This window comes from Persicitalea jodogahamensis (assembly GCF_014651615.1).
GTDB classification, from domain to species: Bacteria; Bacteroidota; Bacteroidia; order Cytophagales; family Spirosomataceae; genus Persicitalea; species Persicitalea jodogahamensis.
Genome location: NZ_BMXF01000001.1, coordinates 492,874 through 509,756, shown reverse-complemented (window position 1 = coordinate 509,756; position 16,883 = coordinate 492,874). Strand labels below are relative to the sequence as shown.

Below are 16,883 nucleotides of genomic sequence, written 5' to 3'. Positions count from 1 at the left end.
CTACCACCACTTGAACCCTTCCGCCCTGCTGCACCGCCGTCTCTGTCTGATCCGAAACACAGAGGCACCATACCGCTATCCTTCCAAGGAAGAACTGCTGGCCAGCTTTTCCGAAATGGACTTCCCCTCCATAGCCCGGCGATCGCTCGAGCGGGACATCCGCGAACTACGTGACGAATACGGAATTCACATCAAATACGATTATCGCCGCCGGGGTTATTATCTGGATATTCCGCCCGATGAAGATGTAGACGATTTCCGCCAGTTTGTTACCCTGCTCGAACGCCACGAACGGCTGAGTTTCCTGCAGAAAGCCATCACCAACGTGCAGGAGGTCGGCAAGTACCTTCAACTCGAACGCAACGAGCAGTTTGCGGGGGCCGAAAATCTTCCCCTCCTCTGGGACGCTCTGCGTGGGCAAAGGGTGATTCACTTTGAGTACGCCGCCTACACGGATTCCGCTTCGCCAGCTGCCCGGCGCACCGTCGAACCGGGTATTCTCTTCGAGTACCGAAACCGCTGGTACCTGGATGGCTGGGATGTAGAAAAAGACTCCCTCCGCACCTTTGGACTCGACCGCATGACCGACCTCCGACTAACCGACAAGCCTGTTACCACTGACCGCACGGCCACCTACAAAAATTTGCGCCGCCATGTCATTGGGGTCACGGCTCCCGATGGAGCTGAGCCGGAGCGCGTGGTGCTGCGATTTAATGCTTTGCAGAGTAGTTATGTACGTTCACTGCCACTGCATTCGAGCATGGTGGAGCTTGGCGCGGGGGAGTTCGAGTTGTTTGTAATCTTAAATCCAGAGCTTGAAAAAGAAATCCTCTCTTTTGGTGAGGCTGTGGAGGTGCTGGAGCCTGCTACACTCCGTAAACACATTGCCGAACGAGCGAAAGACCACGCAAAAACTTACCTTCTTTGATTTTTTTGATATAACCACGGGACTACGCCGCTTTTTGGCGAACCTCTCCCCTTCCTTTGTCCCATCCAAACCGAAAGCTATATGCGAATACAACTGCAACTGAGTCCCAATACCGAACCTGTGCCGTTTAATCACCTGCACCACCTAACTGGGGCAATTCATAAATGGCTGGGCGGCAATTCGGCGCACGACGGTTTGAGCTTGTACAGTTTCGGGTGGCTACGAGGTGGACAACCTAAACGCCAAGCTCTCAGCTTTCCCGAAGGAGCCAGTTGGAACATTTCCTTTTTTGATAACGAACTAGCCCGACAGTTAATAAAAGGAATCCTGGAAGACCCGTCGGTTGCCCACGGTATGGCCGTGCAGGAAGTGCGGGAAATTGATCTGCCCTCTTTCAGCAAGCAGCATATTTTTGCTACTGACGGATCGGCAGTCTTGGCGCGACGAAAGCGCGACGACGGTAGCCGAGAGTACTTGCTTTGGGACACGTTGGCCGCCAATGATGTGCTGACCCACTTGCTTCGTAAAAAACTAGAAGTGGCGGGTTTCAGTGGTGAACACCTTGAGGTCCGGGTAGCCTTTGATCGCGCTTACGCCCGGCCTCGACCCCGCATGGCTACGATTAAAGGCATAAAACACAAAGGCAGCGAATGTCCGGTCATTGTAGAAGGCACGCCCGAAGCCATTCAGTTTGCGTGGCTGGTAGGTATTGGAGATTTAACGGGTAGTGGATTTGGGGCTTTACGATAATAACGAAAACTACCATGAGTGAACAACTATTACACATTGTTACCTATACCGGGCCATTTGGATTCATCAAGCCGTGGACGGCAGTGCGGGACGAGCGCACGTACAGCCAGCAATTCCTGACGCCCAGCATCATCGAAGGACTGAGAATCAGGCTAGATGTATCAGCGATTCTACGGCATAAACTCACCTATGCCAAAATCGATTCTCAACAGGAACGCACCCAATCGCGGGCTTTCGCCGAAACGCGCAAGAAGGCCACTCGTGAGCAGTCCATTTTGGTGCGGGGCATTATGCTTTATCCTAAACTAACCTTGGCTTTCGCTACTGAAGCTGAGGCGAAAGCGTCCGCTGAGCAGCACATTTGCCTATGTCGCAATGAGGATATTTTACTGCCCGATAGCCTAGTGGAGACCATCTCTGAATCTGGTTTCGATGCCCTAATCGGCTTTGAGTTAATCTTCAAAGAAGACCCGATGGCGATTCTGGTGGGTTACGACCGCTATCGTAATAATGAGCCCATGTACGGAGTACTGAAAATTACGGGCAACCCCGTAGGAAGCGAACCTATCGAATGATGGAACTCTACGCTAAAAGCCCCGAACAGGGTGGACTCACCTTGTTGGCGCATACCCAGCACGTGGCTCAGGTCATCGCCATGATGGCGGTCCACCATGGTTTCAATCGGCGACTGGCGCGGCTTGGCGCACTTTTGCACGACTTGGGTAAGGCGCACGATTATTTCCAGCGCATGGTCAACGGCGAAGTGGACGAAAACGAACGCATCACCTCCGAGCCGCACCGTCACGAAATATCCTCTCTGCTTTTCCTGCCTTTGTTCGACCGTGAGGATTGGCCTATTCTGATAGAAATGGTGGCGGCTCACCACAAATCAGCTTCTGATGATGTGCGGAAGCGTGGCTTAATCGACCTGGTCGGAAGAGATGGGCCGAAAACTGTCGTCAAACGCCACGCCGAAAACTGGGCGGAATGGTCAGAGAAAGTGCGACCAATTGTCGAGCATCGGGATTTTAAAATGAAATTTCGGTCTATCACCATCGAAGAAGCGAACGAGGCCCTGGATTTTGCCTACGACTATTGTTATCGACTTCCTTATGGCTGGTCGAAATGGCGGGGATTGCTCATGGCCGCTGACCATTTCGCGTCGGAGTACATGGACGAAGCTGCGCCTTTGATCAAGCGGTTTTATCAAGTACCCAATCTTGATTACTACAACCGCACTTCAGAATTACACCCGCTGTCGCTCATGCGGGCCGATGTCCGCACCCGTCATACGCTCGTAATTGCTCCCACGGGTGCGGGCAAAACCGACTTTTTACTGCGCCGTTGTCGGGGACGGGTGGTGTACACGCTGCCTTTTCAGGCTTCAATTAACGCCATGTTCGTCCGGCTTGACGAAAACCTGAACGGCAAAGGCGAATCACGACTGCCCAAAGACCAGCGAACCGATGTGCGACGGGCGCACGCGGCTTCCAAAATTAAGATTCGTGATGAAAAAGGCAGGAAAGTTGAAGAAGAAATCTCCTTGCAGCGAAATCCCGGCGCGAGCGTTAAGGTTACCACGCCGCACCAAATCGCTTCTATCGTCTTTGGCATTAGCGGTCACGAGGCTACCAAACTGGATCTCAAAAATTGTGATGTGATTCTGGACGAAGTCCATGTGTACGACGACATGGCGCGGGCGATGACAATTGAAATAGTCAAAGAGTTGGTCAAATTAAACTGCCGCGTTCACATCGGCACGGCCACTATTCCCACGGTTCTTGCTGACGAACTCATCAAAGCTCTAGGCGGAAGGCGTCGGGTCCATCGCGTGGGGTTGAAGAAAAGGGCGTTGGAGAAATTCAACCGCCACGAGGTGCAAAAAATTAAGGATGAAGCCGAAGCGCGAGAAATAGTAAAGACAGCTATTGCCGACGGTGAAAAGGTACTTTTCGTTGGCAACCGCGTCGCCACTGCCCAGGAACGCTACGAGTGGGCGCGGCGAGAATTTCCGGATTTGGACATTCTATTGGTTCATAGTCGCTTCCGCCGTGGCGACCGCGCGGAGCTGGAAGCAAAGATTAGTGAATTTGATAAAGGGAAAGGCCCTTGTCTGGTCATCGCTACGCAAGTAGTGGAAGTGAGCCTGGATATTTCGTTCGACCGACTGGTGACCGATGCGGCTCCGCTGGATAGTCTGGTGCAGCGTTTTGGCCGGGTTAATCGTCGCCGCACTTACGAAACCATTGGCAAGTACCGCCCTGTCTGTGTGATTTCCCCCTCCGAGACAGACAAAGATATTTTGCCCTATAACCCCGACGTGGTAAGGCGTGGCTACGATCTGCTGCCCGAAGGACTATTACACGAGAGTCATTTGCAGGAACTGATCGACCAGGTGTACGGCGAGGTGGCAATTCCTTCCATCGACGTGCATTTGACATCGGGCAAAGCCCCACTGCGCGAGTTGTGCCACCGCCCCAAGTCCGCATTGATTGATGCGCTGGAAATCGAGGGCGCAGTCTGCATCCGCAAATCGGACTACGATACCTACGTCGACAACTACGGCGAGAAGCGCCAGAATCTAGAAATTCCCGTGCCGTGGCGGTCTCTTGCGCCTTACGCCAGAACGTGGCCGAGGGTGGAAACAGGTAGCTACCCTACCGTAATTCCTGATGAATATTATGATTCAATACTCGGCTTAGTCTTAAAGTCTCCGGGCGCTAATGCGGCAACTCCATCCATCACCAACCGAATGATTTGATATGTACACAGCTTACATTGGCAAGAGACTGATCCAACTGGTCAATCAGCGGGAAGGCAAAGAACGATCCGCCCAGGAATTTTTTGACGAAGTGTACATCCCGCTGTTTTTCATGAATGAGCGGTATTTGCAACACGTCAACAACTCCAAGTTCGATCAAGCTTACAAACAAAAGAAAAAGACGCCGCTGACCACAGAGGTACTGGCAAATGCGCTAAGCGGCCAGCACGAAAAGATACTGACCGACGCGCCCGACGGCTCCTTTTTTCTGGGCGGCGCGGCGGCGGAAGCCTCGGCAGGCACTTCGGGACAAGTCACAGATTTGGTGTTGCCGATTACCGAACATGAGGTGTATGCTTCCTGGGTTGGCGCGGCTATGGGCGTAGGCGTCAGCGGTGGGCTTAACGTTCTAATCGACTCAAATGAAGTTCTGCTGGCTTTGTACGAAGGCTGGTACCGTTACCGTGAGTATCTGACCCAAACGCCCAATCTTAAACCTCATCAAGTAAATACATGGAATGGCTACTGGCTGACCAATGTCTTCGACGCTCGTTTCGACCCAGAATACCCATTTGCTAACAAGTCGCCCGACATAAAGACGGATGCAAAAACGGGAACAGCGAGCATTGAAACTACCTCCTGGGTCAAAGTTATTTTCGCCTTGTCAGAGAGAATGCCAAATCAGTCGCTCAATACCTACGTGTACTCCCTCAGCCAAATGAATACGACAGTGGGGTTTGTGGCGATGGAACTACCCGCCGTACGCTACCTGAACGAACTATACCAAAAGATCAGTCGGGAATCAGGTGCATTGACGACCGATTCTTTCGATACGCTTTATGATACCGCCCTAGGTTTCCAAAGAGCCTGTGAATTGGGCAAGATTGGCATTCCAGCTCTCGAACCTAAACAACTTCGGGAGCACATGCCCGGACGCGGAACGAACAAACCTTTCAAACAACCTAAGGATAAAGACGACCCCATCCTTATCACCTACAACCTCTACCAAACCTGGATTATCGCTATGCTGAACAATCAACAACTAATCGATTTGACCACGAAAGTCGCGTCGGTGCTGAACGAATTTGCCAATGAAGGGGATCGAGGCAAAAAAGTAAATAGTAATGCTGTGGATAAGCTACTCGAGACCAAGAACCGTCGTGAATTCATCGAAAAGATGGCCGAATTTGTCAAAAACGATGAAAAGAATGCCACAAATTTTGACGAGCTAGGGAATACGATAATCCTTATGCCCACAACCGATTTTCCGCTATTTATGGCCCTGCTCAAACTCAAATACGCCGTCGCTAAAACCAAATAAACATTCTCATTTTCCAACCCTAAAAGTAATAAAACCATGAAGTCATACTTTTATCTGCGCGGCCTGAAAGCTGCTGAACACACCGTATTTACTGTTCAGGATGGACAGAAGACTTACTATGATCCCATCCATAACCGCCGAGTTGCTTATTCGAGCGGGCAGCAGGTGAAGAGGTCCGTGCTGGATTTTTTGGCCGAAGAACTGAACGAACCCCGCGCTCCAATCACCTTTAACTACGAGATAGATAAGAAAGACGAACTTAGTAATAAAGAGCCTTGGTCTCCCTGTGACCCCGCCTACGCCGACCAGCTCATCGGTGGCTGGATGCGGGCAAGGCCGGGCGTCGTGACGCTGAAAAGACGTAGTCCATTATCCATTTCCGCCATGCGAGCTTTACACCCATTGCTGGTTAGCATGACTTCGGAAAATTTGACGTTCGACCGTAGCGACAAGCCTGAGCAAAACCCGGTACGGGTGCTGAATGCCGCTGGCGAAGAATTGTCGGGTGAGCAAATTGAGGAATATCTGGATAGCAAGCAACGCACCCTACCCCGCCGCCACTGGATACCCGAAAATGCTCGCACAACAGGTTTGTTTGTCTACGACATCGCCATTGACCGCTCCCGGCTGTTCAGCGTGTCGGTCAACCAGCACGAACCCGAGTTAACTAAAGACACACTAGAAGATTTGAAAGCACAGGGTTGGACACCATCCGCCGATGGCAAGGGATTGATCTGCCCCGCCGAACGCCGGCAACAACTCATTCCGGCCCTTGCTAAATCCCTAGTGGGCTGGCACATCACCAGCAACCAGGCCCGCACATACAGCCCGCAAACCACGTTGGCTTTGGCTATCAGCGAAAACGCCAGTCTGATCGCCGCCGCCATCCGCGCCGACCTAAACGAAGAAGACATGAAACGGGCCGACCCCGTGGTCGAGACTTTTGACGGCGTGGACACTTTTGTATCCCTTGCGTGTAAAGGTCACGTCCGGGGTGTCGTCGGTGCTGCCGACGCGCTGGCTCAGGCCGAGGCTAAAATCGTTGAAATGCTTTCTGACTACGATTACGAAGGATGATTTCTGCTACCTCCTTCCGCATCGGCGGCATGCTCGTGGGCTATCACCGCCTTTGCCCGCGCAAGGCTTGGTGGTCGCTGCGGGGCATCTGGATGGAGCAGGAATCCGACACCGTGGCTTTGGGGCGACTACTCGACCAAGCTGCCTACGCGCGGGCCGACAAGCATTTGCAGGTAGAAGCGGAGGCACCGGATGGAACGCCGCTGATCGGCAAAATCGACCGCGCCAACCTGCGGGAAGGGGTATTGCACGAAACCAAGAAAGGCCGCTCCTGTGAGGACGCTCACCGGTGGCAGCTCCGGTTTTACCTGTGGCTGCTGCATCGCAACGGCGTGGCCCGCACGGACGGCGCACCTTTCCTTGGTCAACTCGACTACCCGCTGCTGCGCCGCACCGAGACCGTCACTTTGGAAGCTGAACACCTCGCTGAACTGGAACGAACGGTAGCTGCGGTACGACAACTTGCCACCCAGCAGACTCCGCCCCCGGTTTTGACCAAAAGAAGCTTCTGTAAAAAATGCGCCTTCGAGGAGTTGTGCTACGGATAACAATGATAGAATAGCTCCGTGCGAAGCCGGTTTTCAACTCATAAGTACTCTCAACTTTCAATTCTCAACTCTTCCCTAAATTGAAACGTCCTTACTACCTATTTTCCAGCGGACGCCTGAAACGGCAGCACAATACGCTGGCTTTGGAAAAAACCACGGGTGAGCGCATTCCCGACGACGCGCCAGGCGATGAGGGGTTGCCCTCCGCCGCACCTGATGGACCACGGACTCCGTTTCCGGTCGAGAGCGTAGATAGTTTGTTTCTGTTCGGAGAGGTAGACATCAACTCCAAACTCATCACTTTTCTGGGACAGCAGGGTATTCCGGCTTTCTTCTACGATTACTACGGCAACTTCACCGCCACGATCTATCCAAGAGAAAGCCAACTTTCGGGACGCTTACGCGTGCAGCAGGCGCAGCATTATTTGAGTCCCAAAAAGCGGCTTGTGCTGGCGCGGGCTTTTGTGGAGGCGGCTTTGTTTAACATCGAGCGAGTCATCAAGTACTATCAGCCGCGTCTCTCGGGCGAAGCGCAAGCCACCGTGCTGGCAACTCTGGCCGCCCTCGTGCGTGACCGCAGTGCTCTGCCACACACAACCGACATCCTGACGCTGATGGCCGTCGAAGGCCGCATCCGGGATCGGTACTACCAACTGTGGCCGCACTTTCTGGGGCCGGAAGTAGCGAGTCGATTCCCATTCGACAAACGTGAACGCCGCCCGCCTTCTAACGAACTTAACGCCCTGATTTCGTTCGGAAACTCGCTTTGTTACAACTCCGTGCTACGTCAGATTTACCGCACGGCCCTTGACCCGACGGTGGCTTTTTTACATGAACCCGGTGACCGCCGCTTTTCGCTCTCGCTGGATATCGCCGAAATCTTCAAACCATTGTTAGTGGATCGTGCCATTTTTCGTTTGCTCAAAACGGGTGAAATCGGTCCCAAGCATTTTGAAAAGCACCTGGGTGGCTGCTATCTCTCCGAAGCCGGGCGCAAGATCTTCGTTCAACACTGGGACGAGCGCCTTAGCCAAACCGTGCAGCACCGTACCCTCGACCGCAAAGTGTCGTACGAACGCCTCATCCGGCTGGAATGTTACAAACTCATCCGTCACCTCAGCGATCCGGCGGGGGAAACTTACCAGGGGCTGCATATGTGGTGGTGACCCTGCAACTACGCTTAGGATGTAGAGTAAGTGATAAGTATCTACCGATTGGTTCTTTGACGTGTTGAATTTTTTAACTTGATAGCCCGTTTTATGCCTTACTTCGTAGCAGTGTATGATGTGAACCAAAAGCGAGTGGGCAAAATGCTCAAGCTCTTCCGTCGCTATCTGACCTGGATTCAGAATTCGGTCTTTGAGGGCGAGCTGACGCCTGCGCAGTTCAAGTCACTACAGACCGAAGCCGACCAACTCATGCAGGAAGGAGACGGCGTAGTTTTCTACCAACTCCGCGACGAACGTTACATGGACCGTATCGCCCTGGGGAAGGAAAAGGCAGAAAAGTCTCGTTTCCTGTAAGTTGTATGAAAGCTGAGTCGTCAGAGTCCGTTTTTTAGGTACAGGGTCATCGCTCAATGCCACAGTAAAGCCTTGTATTGCGTTCATTTTTCTGCAAAAAGTACCCTGATGTACTCAAAAATGCGTGTCGTCAGCCCAGCGGTTTTTTAGCACTATCGTAGGCTGACGATTTTCAGTAAAGTTTTTCGTCCTAAAATGAATGTTTCCGCCGCATAAAGGCTATTTTAGCGGCGCCCTTCAATTTGACCTGCTGGTATTGAAATTCAGGCTCGTTACCTGGCCTTCAAGCGTGGTCACCCCTTCAATTTGACCTGCTGGTATTGAAATGCACTATACATTTCTACGTTGAAGACGCGATGTGTGTCCTTCAATTTGACCTGCTGGTATTGAAATGCTATACGTACCAAGATCTCGCGGCGGTCCTGCCACCTTCAATTTGACCTGCTGGTATTGAAATGTCGGTTTCCAGCAACTTCTCGGCCACAAACAACCCCTTCAATTTGACCTGCTGGTATTGAAATTCAAAAAGGAGGCTGAACGTCAGCGTAAAATTGCCAACCTTCAATTTGACCTGCTGGTATTGAAATAAAAAAACTGGTTGACTTGTACATTAAGGAGATCCACCCTTCAATTTGACCTGCTGGTATTGAAATGAGGCCCAGGAAAAGGTGGGTTTCTATGCAGGGGCACCTTCAATTTGACCTGCTGGTATTGAAATTTTGAAATTCTCATTTTTCATACTTAACTCGTTGGAGCCTTCAATTTGACCTGCTGGTATTGAAATTTCTGGCTGGTGATCGTGCCATTGGTCAGGTTCCATACCCTTCAATTTGACCTGCTGGTATTGAAATAAGCCAAAAGCCTCCTCACCGACAAGGAGCAGCTGGCCCTTCAATTTGACCTGCTGGTATTGAAATGCGTGTGGTACCGGCTGGCTTCGTCTCGGACGGGCTTCCTTCAATTTGACCTGCTGGTATTGAAATAGGCCCAAGGCCAGGTAACGAAGCTGACGGAGGAACCCTTCAATTTGACCTGCTGGTATTGAAATGGTGGCATGTACTCCCAGTTACCACGATCAATGAGGCCCTTCAATTTGACCTGCTGGTATTGAAATACAAGCGGGAAGCCTGGCTGATTATTACGAATCTGCTACCTTCAATTTGACCTGCTGGTATTGAAATACATACTCCGGCTTGATGCTGCCCAGGTCGAATACTACCTTCAATTTGACCTGCTGGTATTGAAATAAATTAAAAAGCAGGAGCTGAAGGCAAAGGCGGGACACCTTCAATTTGACCTGCTGGTATTGAAATATTTTGGAATAGGGAGTTTTCCAGGCAGCGGATTGCTCCTTCAATTTGACCTGCTGGTATTGAAATGAATCATTGCGCAGTCGTTTTTTCAGGCGTATGTCCAGCCTTCAATTTGACCTGCTGGTATTGAAATGGTGGTGATCTCGCTAGGGGTGTTACAGCCGCGCCAGCCTTCAATTTGACCTGCTGGTATTGAAATATGCCCATTGTGGGGCCATTGACGGCGGAGCACGCCCTTCAATTTGACCTGCTGGTATTGAAATATGTACCAGAATATGCTTTGAGCAGTCGTACCGGGACCTTCAATTTGACCTGCTGGTATTGAAATTGACTGTCGAGTAAATGACATATGCCAATGATGGCCACCTTCAATTTGACCTGCTGGTATTGAAATGCATTCAGATTGCTGGCATCGCGGTAGAACGCGCTGCCTTCAATTTGACCTGCTGGTATTGAAATAGAAATTCACCACCGAAACGGTGCGGGAATACGCGGCCTTCAATTTGACCTGCTGGTATTGAAATGGTATTGGCTGTGAATTGTAATGTCTCCTTCGGGTGCCTTCAATTTGACCTGCTGGTATTGAAATGATGGTGGGTGCTTTCCTGCTTTATGCGTTTGATTTAGCCTTCAATTTGACCTGCTGGTATTGAAATGTACGCGAGCTCGACGTTCTTCTTCGCCCATATCTCCCTTCAATTTGACCTGCTGGTATTGAAATGGTATGTATGCGGATTGTACGGATGAAGTGGAAACCCTTCAATTTGACCTGCTGGTATTGAAATGAGTGTACGAACCACAGTATTGCGAAAGGCCAGCGCCTTCAATTTGACCTGCTGGTATTGAAATATGTGAAGGCGGTAGTAGATACGGATTACCTGCCGGAGCCTTCAATTTGACCTGCTGGTATTGAAATACGATACCACCACCGACGATGACGGGAATATCAACACCTTCAATTTGACCTGCTGGTATTGAAATAAATAATAGCCAGGTAAGTGATGCTATGGATGCCTTCCTTCAATTTGACCTGCTGGTATTGAAATTGAAGTCCTCATTGATGTAGTAATTATTCTGAAACCCTTCAATTTGACCTGCTGGTATTGAAATTAGGGTAGGGAAAATCCAGAAGCTCCATATTAGCAACCTTCAATTTGACCTGCTGGTATTGAAATAATTGTCGGAATTCAAACTTATTCATGGAGATACCAACCTTCAATTTGACCTGCTGGTATTGAAATGATACGCACCACGATTGCGCGGATATTTCGGAGACGCCTTCAATTTGACCTGCTGGTATTGAAATCGGCGAGGCTTTTGTTGCCTGGGCGGATGAGTACTTCCTTCAATTTGACCTGCTGGTATTGAAATATGCAGTTTTGGGACGAGGAGTACAAGCGGACGAACCTTCAATTTGACCTGCTGGTATTGAAATTCGAGTATCGCATCCCCGTCTACACGCGACGTCTTCACCTTCAATTTGACCTGCTGGTATTGAAATAATCCAGTATCTCCGCTGAGCCGTACAGATAATCGAACCTTCAATTTGACCTGCTGGTATTGAAATGGGGGCCAGTTCCATATACACGGTAGCCTGCGCCCTGCCTTCAATTTGACCTGCTGGTATTGAAATCCAGCAATTCCATATTCGCCTGGTCGTCGCCAATCTCCCTTCAATTTGACCTGCTGGTATTGAAATATATCTATCGGGCAGCAGTGGCGTAAGAAGGACTTGCCTTCAATTTGACCTGCTGGTATTGAAATTTGGATTTCATGGGGCTACAACTCGGATACCGCTCCCTTCAATTTGACCTGCTGGTATTGAAATTGCTGCGCACCGGGCCTAGCGGCCCGCCCCTCCCACCTTCAATTTGACCTGCTGGTATTGAAATACGTTGCAGGTTCTTTTCTGAACTGCTGCCATTCCCCCCTTCAATTTGACCTGCTGGTATTGAAATTCCGGTGGGGTCGCGTCGCTTCGCTCCGGCCCCCTCCCCTTCAATTTGACCTGCTGGTATTGAAATACGTTAAGAAATTGCACTTTCGAGGGCAGTCTCTTCCTTCAATTTGACCTGCTGGTATTGAAATAATTTCCGAGGGAATGGCAAGACGCCTGGACGGTGAACCTTCAATTTGACCTGCTGGTATTGAAATGGTAGTTTTGAGGTCTGCATGGCCTAGGCTGTCGGCCTTCAATTTGACCTGCTGGTATTGAAATTGTTCCTGAACCTTGTCGCCCTCCCTTAATAAATCCCTTCAATTTGACCTGCTGGTATTGAAATGAACAATGACACCATGCAACAAGCAGATTTTACGGCCTTCAATTTGACCTGCTGGTATTGAAATTTTCGCCCTGGCGGGTGATGACGTGTGAGCAGTAGTCCTTCAATTTGACCTGCTGGTATTGAAATCATTTTGTGCGGGTTTACTCGCTGCGTTTCCGGTGTCCTTCAATTTGACCTGCTGGTATTGAAATCGAGGATTCCGTTCGTTTGTTCGTCCGGCTGACATCCCTTCAATTTGACCTGCTGGTATTGAAATAAAGATGTTGTCGAGAGCTTCGGCGGTGATCGTGTTCCTTCAATTTGACCTGCTGGTATTGAAATGTTATGGCGTGGATGGTGGGTAACGTCGTGATGCAGCCTTCAATTTGACCTGCTGGTATTGAAATTGGCTGTACGCTCACGCCTTCACCCGCAATTACTGCAACCTTCAATTTGACCTGCTGGTATTGAAATCCGAGCAGTAGCATAAGTACCCACGACATATCGAGTCCTTCAATTTGACCTGCTGGTATTGAAATTACTGCATGGCGCCGAAGGTGCCGCAAAACTGCACACCCTTCAATTTGACCTGCTGGTATTGAAATGAAAGTGCCTAAGCCAGTTGTCTATGATCTGGCTGCCTTCAATTTGACCTGCTGGTATTGAAATTTCTGTACTGCATCCAAAAACCATTGGCGAATAATGCCTTCAATTTGACCTGCTGGTATTGAAATGCGTACTCGGTGAACGCGTAGTAAAGGCGCTCACTCCCTTCAATTTGACCTGCTGGTATTGAAATAACGCTGAAAGGCTGGGCACCGAAAGAGGCACACCGCCCTTCAATTTGACCTGCTGGTATTGAAATCATCGTGCCACGTGGTCAACCCTTAGCGTGAGTAAAACCTTCAATTTGACCTGCTGGTATTGAAATTCGGCATGGGCTTCGATGCCAACGCCGAGGCGCAGATCCTTCAATTTGACCTGCTGGTATTGAAATGGGTCATATCGGTAGCGAATCGGACCGGAAGGGCGGCCTTCAATTTGACCTGCTGGTATTGAATTTGGCCCAATGGTAGCTGATTATAGGTTTGGCTCGACCTTCGATCTAACGATTCGACAAGTAAATGAATTACAACAAAAGACTTTGAACCAGAGAACGTCGGTTTAACTATGAAGCTCTCGAATTTTGGTCGTTTTATCAAAAACTCCTGTCTTTCCCTTTTAATACTGCCTTGGCTTGCGCATACCGGAGCTCCAGCCCAACAGACACAGCGACCCAACGTGCTCTTCATCATGGCCGACGACATGGGATTCGGCGACATCCGCATGGCCGGAAACCCAAACATCCACACGCCCAATCTGGATCAGCTGTCGGGAGAAAGCGTCAACTTCACCAACTTCTACGTCTCGCCCGTCTGCGCCCCCACGCGGGCGAGTTTGCTCACAGGGAAGTACGCCCAGCGGGTGGGGGTACTGAGCGTAACCAACGGCTATGAGACCTTGAATCCCGAAGCCACAACCATCGCCGAGATGATGGCGGCCGCGGGCTACCGGACCGGGCTTTTTGGCAAGTGGCACTTGGGCGAAAACTACCCCAGCCTTCCCAATGCGCAGGGATTTCAGGAGTTTGTCGGCTTCCGCACGGGCCATTTTGACAACTACTTCGATCCGGTTCTGGAACGCAACGGCGAGCCTTACCCCACCAAAGGCTATATCACCGATGTGCTGACCGACGAGGCGATTACTTTTATGAAGGAAAGCAAAAACGGTGAACCGTTCTTCTGCTACCTGCCTTTCAATGCGCCCCACACGCCACTCGACGTGCCGGGAAAGTACCTGGTCAGACACCAGAACAAAGGATTGGGTGAACGCGTGGAGCGGGTATACGCCATGATGGAAAACCTGGACGAGAACGTGGGTTTCCTGCTGAATTTTCTGCACGAATCAGGTCTGGAAAAGAACACCATCGTCATTTTCCTCAGCGACAACGGGCCGATCGACAAGTTTCGGGGTGGGCCGGAGGACTGGCGCTTCAATGCCGGACTGCGCGACCAGAAGTTCACGGTGTACGAGGGCGGCATACGCACCCGTTTTTTTGCCCGCTGGCCCGGCCATTTCGTACCCAACCGAACGGTGGGAATCATCGCCGCGCACATCGACGTGATGCCCACTTTGCTGGATTTATGCGAAATCCAGCCAACGAGTTCGGTTGATGGTGTGAGCCTGAAACCTTTGCTTACCGAAGCCAAACCCGAATGGTTCGAAAGAACGCTATTCCAGAATTACTCGCTCCAGAACTTGGCCGGGCCTGCCCCCTACCCCGGCGGCATCGCCCGCACCCAGCGCTACAAAATGGTGAACGGAAACGAGCTTTATGATCTTGAAAAAGATCCCGGCGAAAAGGAAAACCTGGCGGCAGGCCAGCCACACCTACTTGCTCAACTCGACCAGCAGTACCGTGCCTGGTGGAGTACCCTTTTTCCCGGAGGATCATTTTCCATTCGACCCATCTCCATCGGCCATGATGAGTCAAAAAAGGTCAGGATAACGCCTCACCTGGGTCGGGCGCAGGGCAGACTGGAATACACCGGTTTTCGGGGCTTGTACGGAAAGGAAAAAGTGGGCGTTCACCCCAGCGGCGTAGATGGCGACTGGCTGGCCCACTGGCTTTCGGTCAATGAGAGCGTTACCTGGGAAATAGAGGTAGTAGAGACAGGCGACTATGAGGTTTCAATAGATATTCGTTGTCCGCATGGAAACGAAGGTTCGCTGGTGCGGGTGAGCATCGGAGAAAAGTACCTCGAAAGCAAAGTACCCGTTGCCGACCTGAAAGTCGGAGAATGGAAAGAAGTGAATTGGGGTAGTTTGAGACTGGTTCCGGGGAAGTACAGGCTGAGGGTTCAGGCCACCGAGGTGGCGGGCGAGGAAGTCATGGAATTGGGAAGCGTGGTGATTCGGAAGCAGTGAGCTCACCCGTTCAAATTTCCACTTCTTCCGGCTCGATCTCTTCCAACTTCACCCTAGGTAGTTTGTGATAAAAACGGTACGTCAGCAGTACCGCCGATACTGTGAGTCCGGCCAGTAGTCCCAGCCACACGCCCGGCGCACCCAGGCCCAGCGGAAACGCCAGCACATAACTGAGTGGCAGCGCCACCACCCAGTAGGCAATGAGTGTCAGCAACGTGGGCACGTTGACATCGGCAATACCCCGCAGCACACCTAGTCCCACGACCTGAATGCCGTCGGAAAGCTGGAAAAATCCGGCGATGACCACCAGCGTGGCGGCAATGCGGACGACCTCGGCGTTGTCGCGGATATAGAGGTTCACCAGCCATTCATTGGCCGTCAGAAAAAGTACACAACATACGCCCATGAAGATAATGGACAGCATAAAGGCCGCCGTTCCCGCCCGCTGCACCGCCGGGCGGTTGTTGCGGCCCACCGCCATGCCCACCCTGATACTACCCGCCGCCCCAATGCCCGTGGCCATCATGTAAGTGGTGGAAGCCATGTTGATGGCGATCTGGTGCGCGGCCAGCTGCGCCTCGCCCAGCCAACCGACCATGATGACGGCCAACGAAAAGGCGGCAATTTCGAAGAAAAACTGAAAGCCACCCGGCAGGCCTAACCGCAGGATTTTCTCAACCAGCGGCGCGAGTGAAATGGCCTTCGCTTTTTCCAGATAGGGAACAAAAAAACGGTCTCTTTTTACATAAATCCAAATTGCCAGTGCCATATAGCAGCGGGCCAGCAGCGTTCCCAGAGCAGCGCCGTTCAGCCCCATGTTCTTTATCAGAATATAGTTAAGCACTACATTCAGCAGTAAAGCCGAGAGTGTAATGAACATCGTGACTTTGGGGCGTGAGAGGCCGTCGCACAATTGACGGATGGCGATGAACAGCAACAAAGGCACGTTCGAAACCGTTAGGATAAGTACAAAGGGCCTGGCCATTTGTGTGACGTCGTCAGTCTGCCCGAAAATCTGGAACTGCCAGGCGACCAGCACGCAGATTACACCCAGCGACAGGCTCAGCAACCACGCCACCCGAATACCCGCACGGTACAGCCGGTTTACTTCGCCTGTATTTCGCTTACCCACGGCCTGCGAGATCAGGGCCGACACGATATTGAGCCCACCCACGCCAATGCTACCGACCAGAAAGGTGACGGAAGTCGCTATGCCGGCGGCACCAAGCGGCACCGCTCCCAGAATGCGTCCGATCATCAGGTTGTCGGTCACACCCATGAGTACCACACCCAGTTGCGCAATAATGATCGGGATGCTCAGGCGCAGCGTCTCGCGCATATCGCTACGGTAAAGACGGGCCAGCGGATACATGGGGCTCAATTATTTAGGCTAAAAAGTCCGCAAAGGTAGCAATTGCTCCGCGAAACATG

General features: G+C 51.4%; 11 protein-coding genes and 1 CRISPR repeat array. Of the genes, 10 read left to right on the top strand and 1 reads right to left on the bottom strand.

The window, feature by feature from the left end; genetic code table 11:
* Positions 1 to 10 precede the first annotated feature (10 nt).
* From IE117_RS02150 to IE117_RS02105, 10 genes are all read left to right on the top strand, one after another.
* Positions 11 to 928, top strand: coding sequence for a helix-turn-helix transcriptional regulator (locus IE117_RS02150; RefSeq protein ID WP_229580197.1), 918 nt, complete (start codon positions 11 to 13; stop codon positions 926 to 928).
* Positions 929 to 1,009: 81 nt separating this feature from the next.
* On the top strand, positions 1,010 to 1,678 hold the full coding sequence (cas6, locus tag IE117_RS02145; RefSeq protein WP_189562702.1) for a CRISPR-associated endoribonuclease Cas6: 669 nt from the start codon (positions 1,010 to 1,012) through the stop codon (positions 1,676 to 1,678).
* 14 nt (positions 1,679 to 1,692) lie between these two features.
* On the top strand, positions 1,693 to 2,253 hold the full coding sequence (locus tag IE117_RS02140; RefSeq protein ID WP_189562701.1) for a hypothetical protein: 561 nt from the start codon (positions 1,693 to 1,695) through the stop codon (positions 2,251 to 2,253).
* Positions 2,250 to 4,439, top strand: coding sequence for a CRISPR-associated helicase Cas3' (gene cas3 / locus IE117_RS02135; protein ID WP_189562700.1), 2,190 nt, complete (start codon positions 2,250 to 2,252; stop codon positions 4,437 to 4,439). The genes IE117_RS02140 and cas3 overlap by 4 nt, the downstream gene beginning before the upstream one ends.
* Position 4,440: 1 nt before the next feature.
* Positions 4,441 to 5,760, top strand: coding sequence for a hypothetical protein (locus tag IE117_RS02130; RefSeq protein ID WP_189562699.1), 1,320 nt, complete (start codon positions 4,441 to 4,443; stop codon positions 5,758 to 5,760).
* A 36-nt stretch (positions 5,761 to 5,796) separates the two neighbouring features.
* Positions 5,797 to 6,837 (top strand): CRISPR-associated protein Cas7, encoded by a 1,041-nt coding sequence (locus IE117_RS02125; RefSeq protein WP_189562698.1) that lies wholly within the window; start codon positions 5,797 to 5,799, stop codon positions 6,835 to 6,837.
* Positions 6,834 to 7,385: a CRISPR-associated protein Cas4 gene (cas4, locus tag IE117_RS02120; RefSeq protein WP_189562697.1), complete on the top strand. Its 552-nt coding sequence runs from the start codon at positions 6,834 to 6,836 to the stop codon at positions 7,383 to 7,385. Before IE117_RS02125 ends, cas4 begins: the two co-directional genes overlap by 4 nt.
* Positions 7,386 to 7,465: 80 nt before the next feature.
* Positions 7,466 to 8,551 (top strand): type I-B CRISPR-associated endonuclease Cas1b, encoded by a 1,086-nt coding sequence (gene cas1b, locus IE117_RS02115; RefSeq protein ID WP_189562696.1) that lies wholly within the window; start codon positions 7,466 to 7,468, stop codon positions 8,549 to 8,551.
* Between the two features lie 93 nt (positions 8,552 to 8,644).
* The gene (gene cas2 / locus IE117_RS02110; RefSeq protein ID WP_189562695.1) at positions 8,645 to 8,908 is read left to right on the top strand and encodes a CRISPR-associated endonuclease Cas2; all 264 of its coding nucleotides are present in this window, start codon (positions 8,645 to 8,647) and stop codon (positions 8,906 to 8,908) included.
* Between the two features lie 234 nt (positions 8,909 to 9,142).
* Positions 9,143 to 13,547: a CRISPR direct-repeat array (repeat unit 29 nt; unit sequence CCTTCAATTTGACCTGCTGGTATTGAAAT).
* A 108-nt stretch (positions 13,548 to 13,655) separates the two neighbouring features.
* Positions 13,656 to 15,452 (top strand): sulfatase-like hydrolase/transferase, encoded by a 1,797-nt coding sequence (locus IE117_RS02105; protein ID WP_189562694.1) that lies wholly within the window; start codon positions 13,656 to 13,658, stop codon positions 15,450 to 15,452.
* A 10-nt stretch (positions 15,453 to 15,462) separates the two neighbouring features.
* Here the strand turns inward: IE117_RS02105 and IE117_RS02100 are convergent, their stop codons facing one another.
* On the bottom strand, positions 15,463 to 16,824 hold the full coding sequence (locus IE117_RS02100; RefSeq protein WP_229580187.1) for an MATE family efflux transporter: 1,362 nt from the start codon (positions 16,822 to 16,824) through the stop codon (positions 15,463 to 15,465).
* Positions 16,825 to 16,883: the final 59 nt, after the last annotated feature.

What these genes read in the sequence shown, in the direction of transcription:
- IE117_RS02125 (WP_189562698.1), top strand. Translation starts at nt 5,797, where the DNA reads ATGAAGTCATACTTTTATCTGCGCGGCCTGAAAGCTGCTGAACACACC.
- IE117_RS02100 (WP_229580187.1), bottom strand. Translation starts at nt 16,824, where the DNA reads ATGTATCCGCTGGCCCGTCTTTACCGTAGCGATATGCGCGAGACGCTG.
- cas3 (WP_189562700.1), top strand. Translation starts at nt 2,250, where the DNA reads ATGATGGAACTCTACGCTAAAAGCCCCGAACAGGGTGGACTCACCTTG.
- IE117_RS02105 (WP_189562694.1), top strand. Translation starts at nt 13,656, where the DNA reads ATGAAGCTCTCGAATTTTGGTCGTTTTATCAAAAACTCCTGTCTTTCC.
- cas2 (WP_189562695.1), top strand. Translation starts at nt 8,645, where the DNA reads ATGCCTTACTTCGTAGCAGTGTATGATGTGAACCAAAAGCGAGTGGGC.
- cas4 (WP_189562697.1), top strand. Translation starts at nt 6,834, where the DNA reads ATGATTTCTGCTACCTCCTTCCGCATCGGCGGCATGCTCGTGGGCTAT.
- IE117_RS02140 (WP_189562701.1), top strand. Translation starts at nt 1,693, where the DNA reads ATGAGTGAACAACTATTACACATTGTTACCTATACCGGGCCATTTGGA.
- cas6 (WP_189562702.1), top strand. Translation starts at nt 1,010, where the DNA reads ATGCGAATACAACTGCAACTGAGTCCCAATACCGAACCTGTGCCGTTT.
- IE117_RS02130 (WP_189562699.1), top strand. Translation starts at nt 4,441, where the DNA reads ATGTACACAGCTTACATTGGCAAGAGACTGATCCAACTGGTCAATCAG.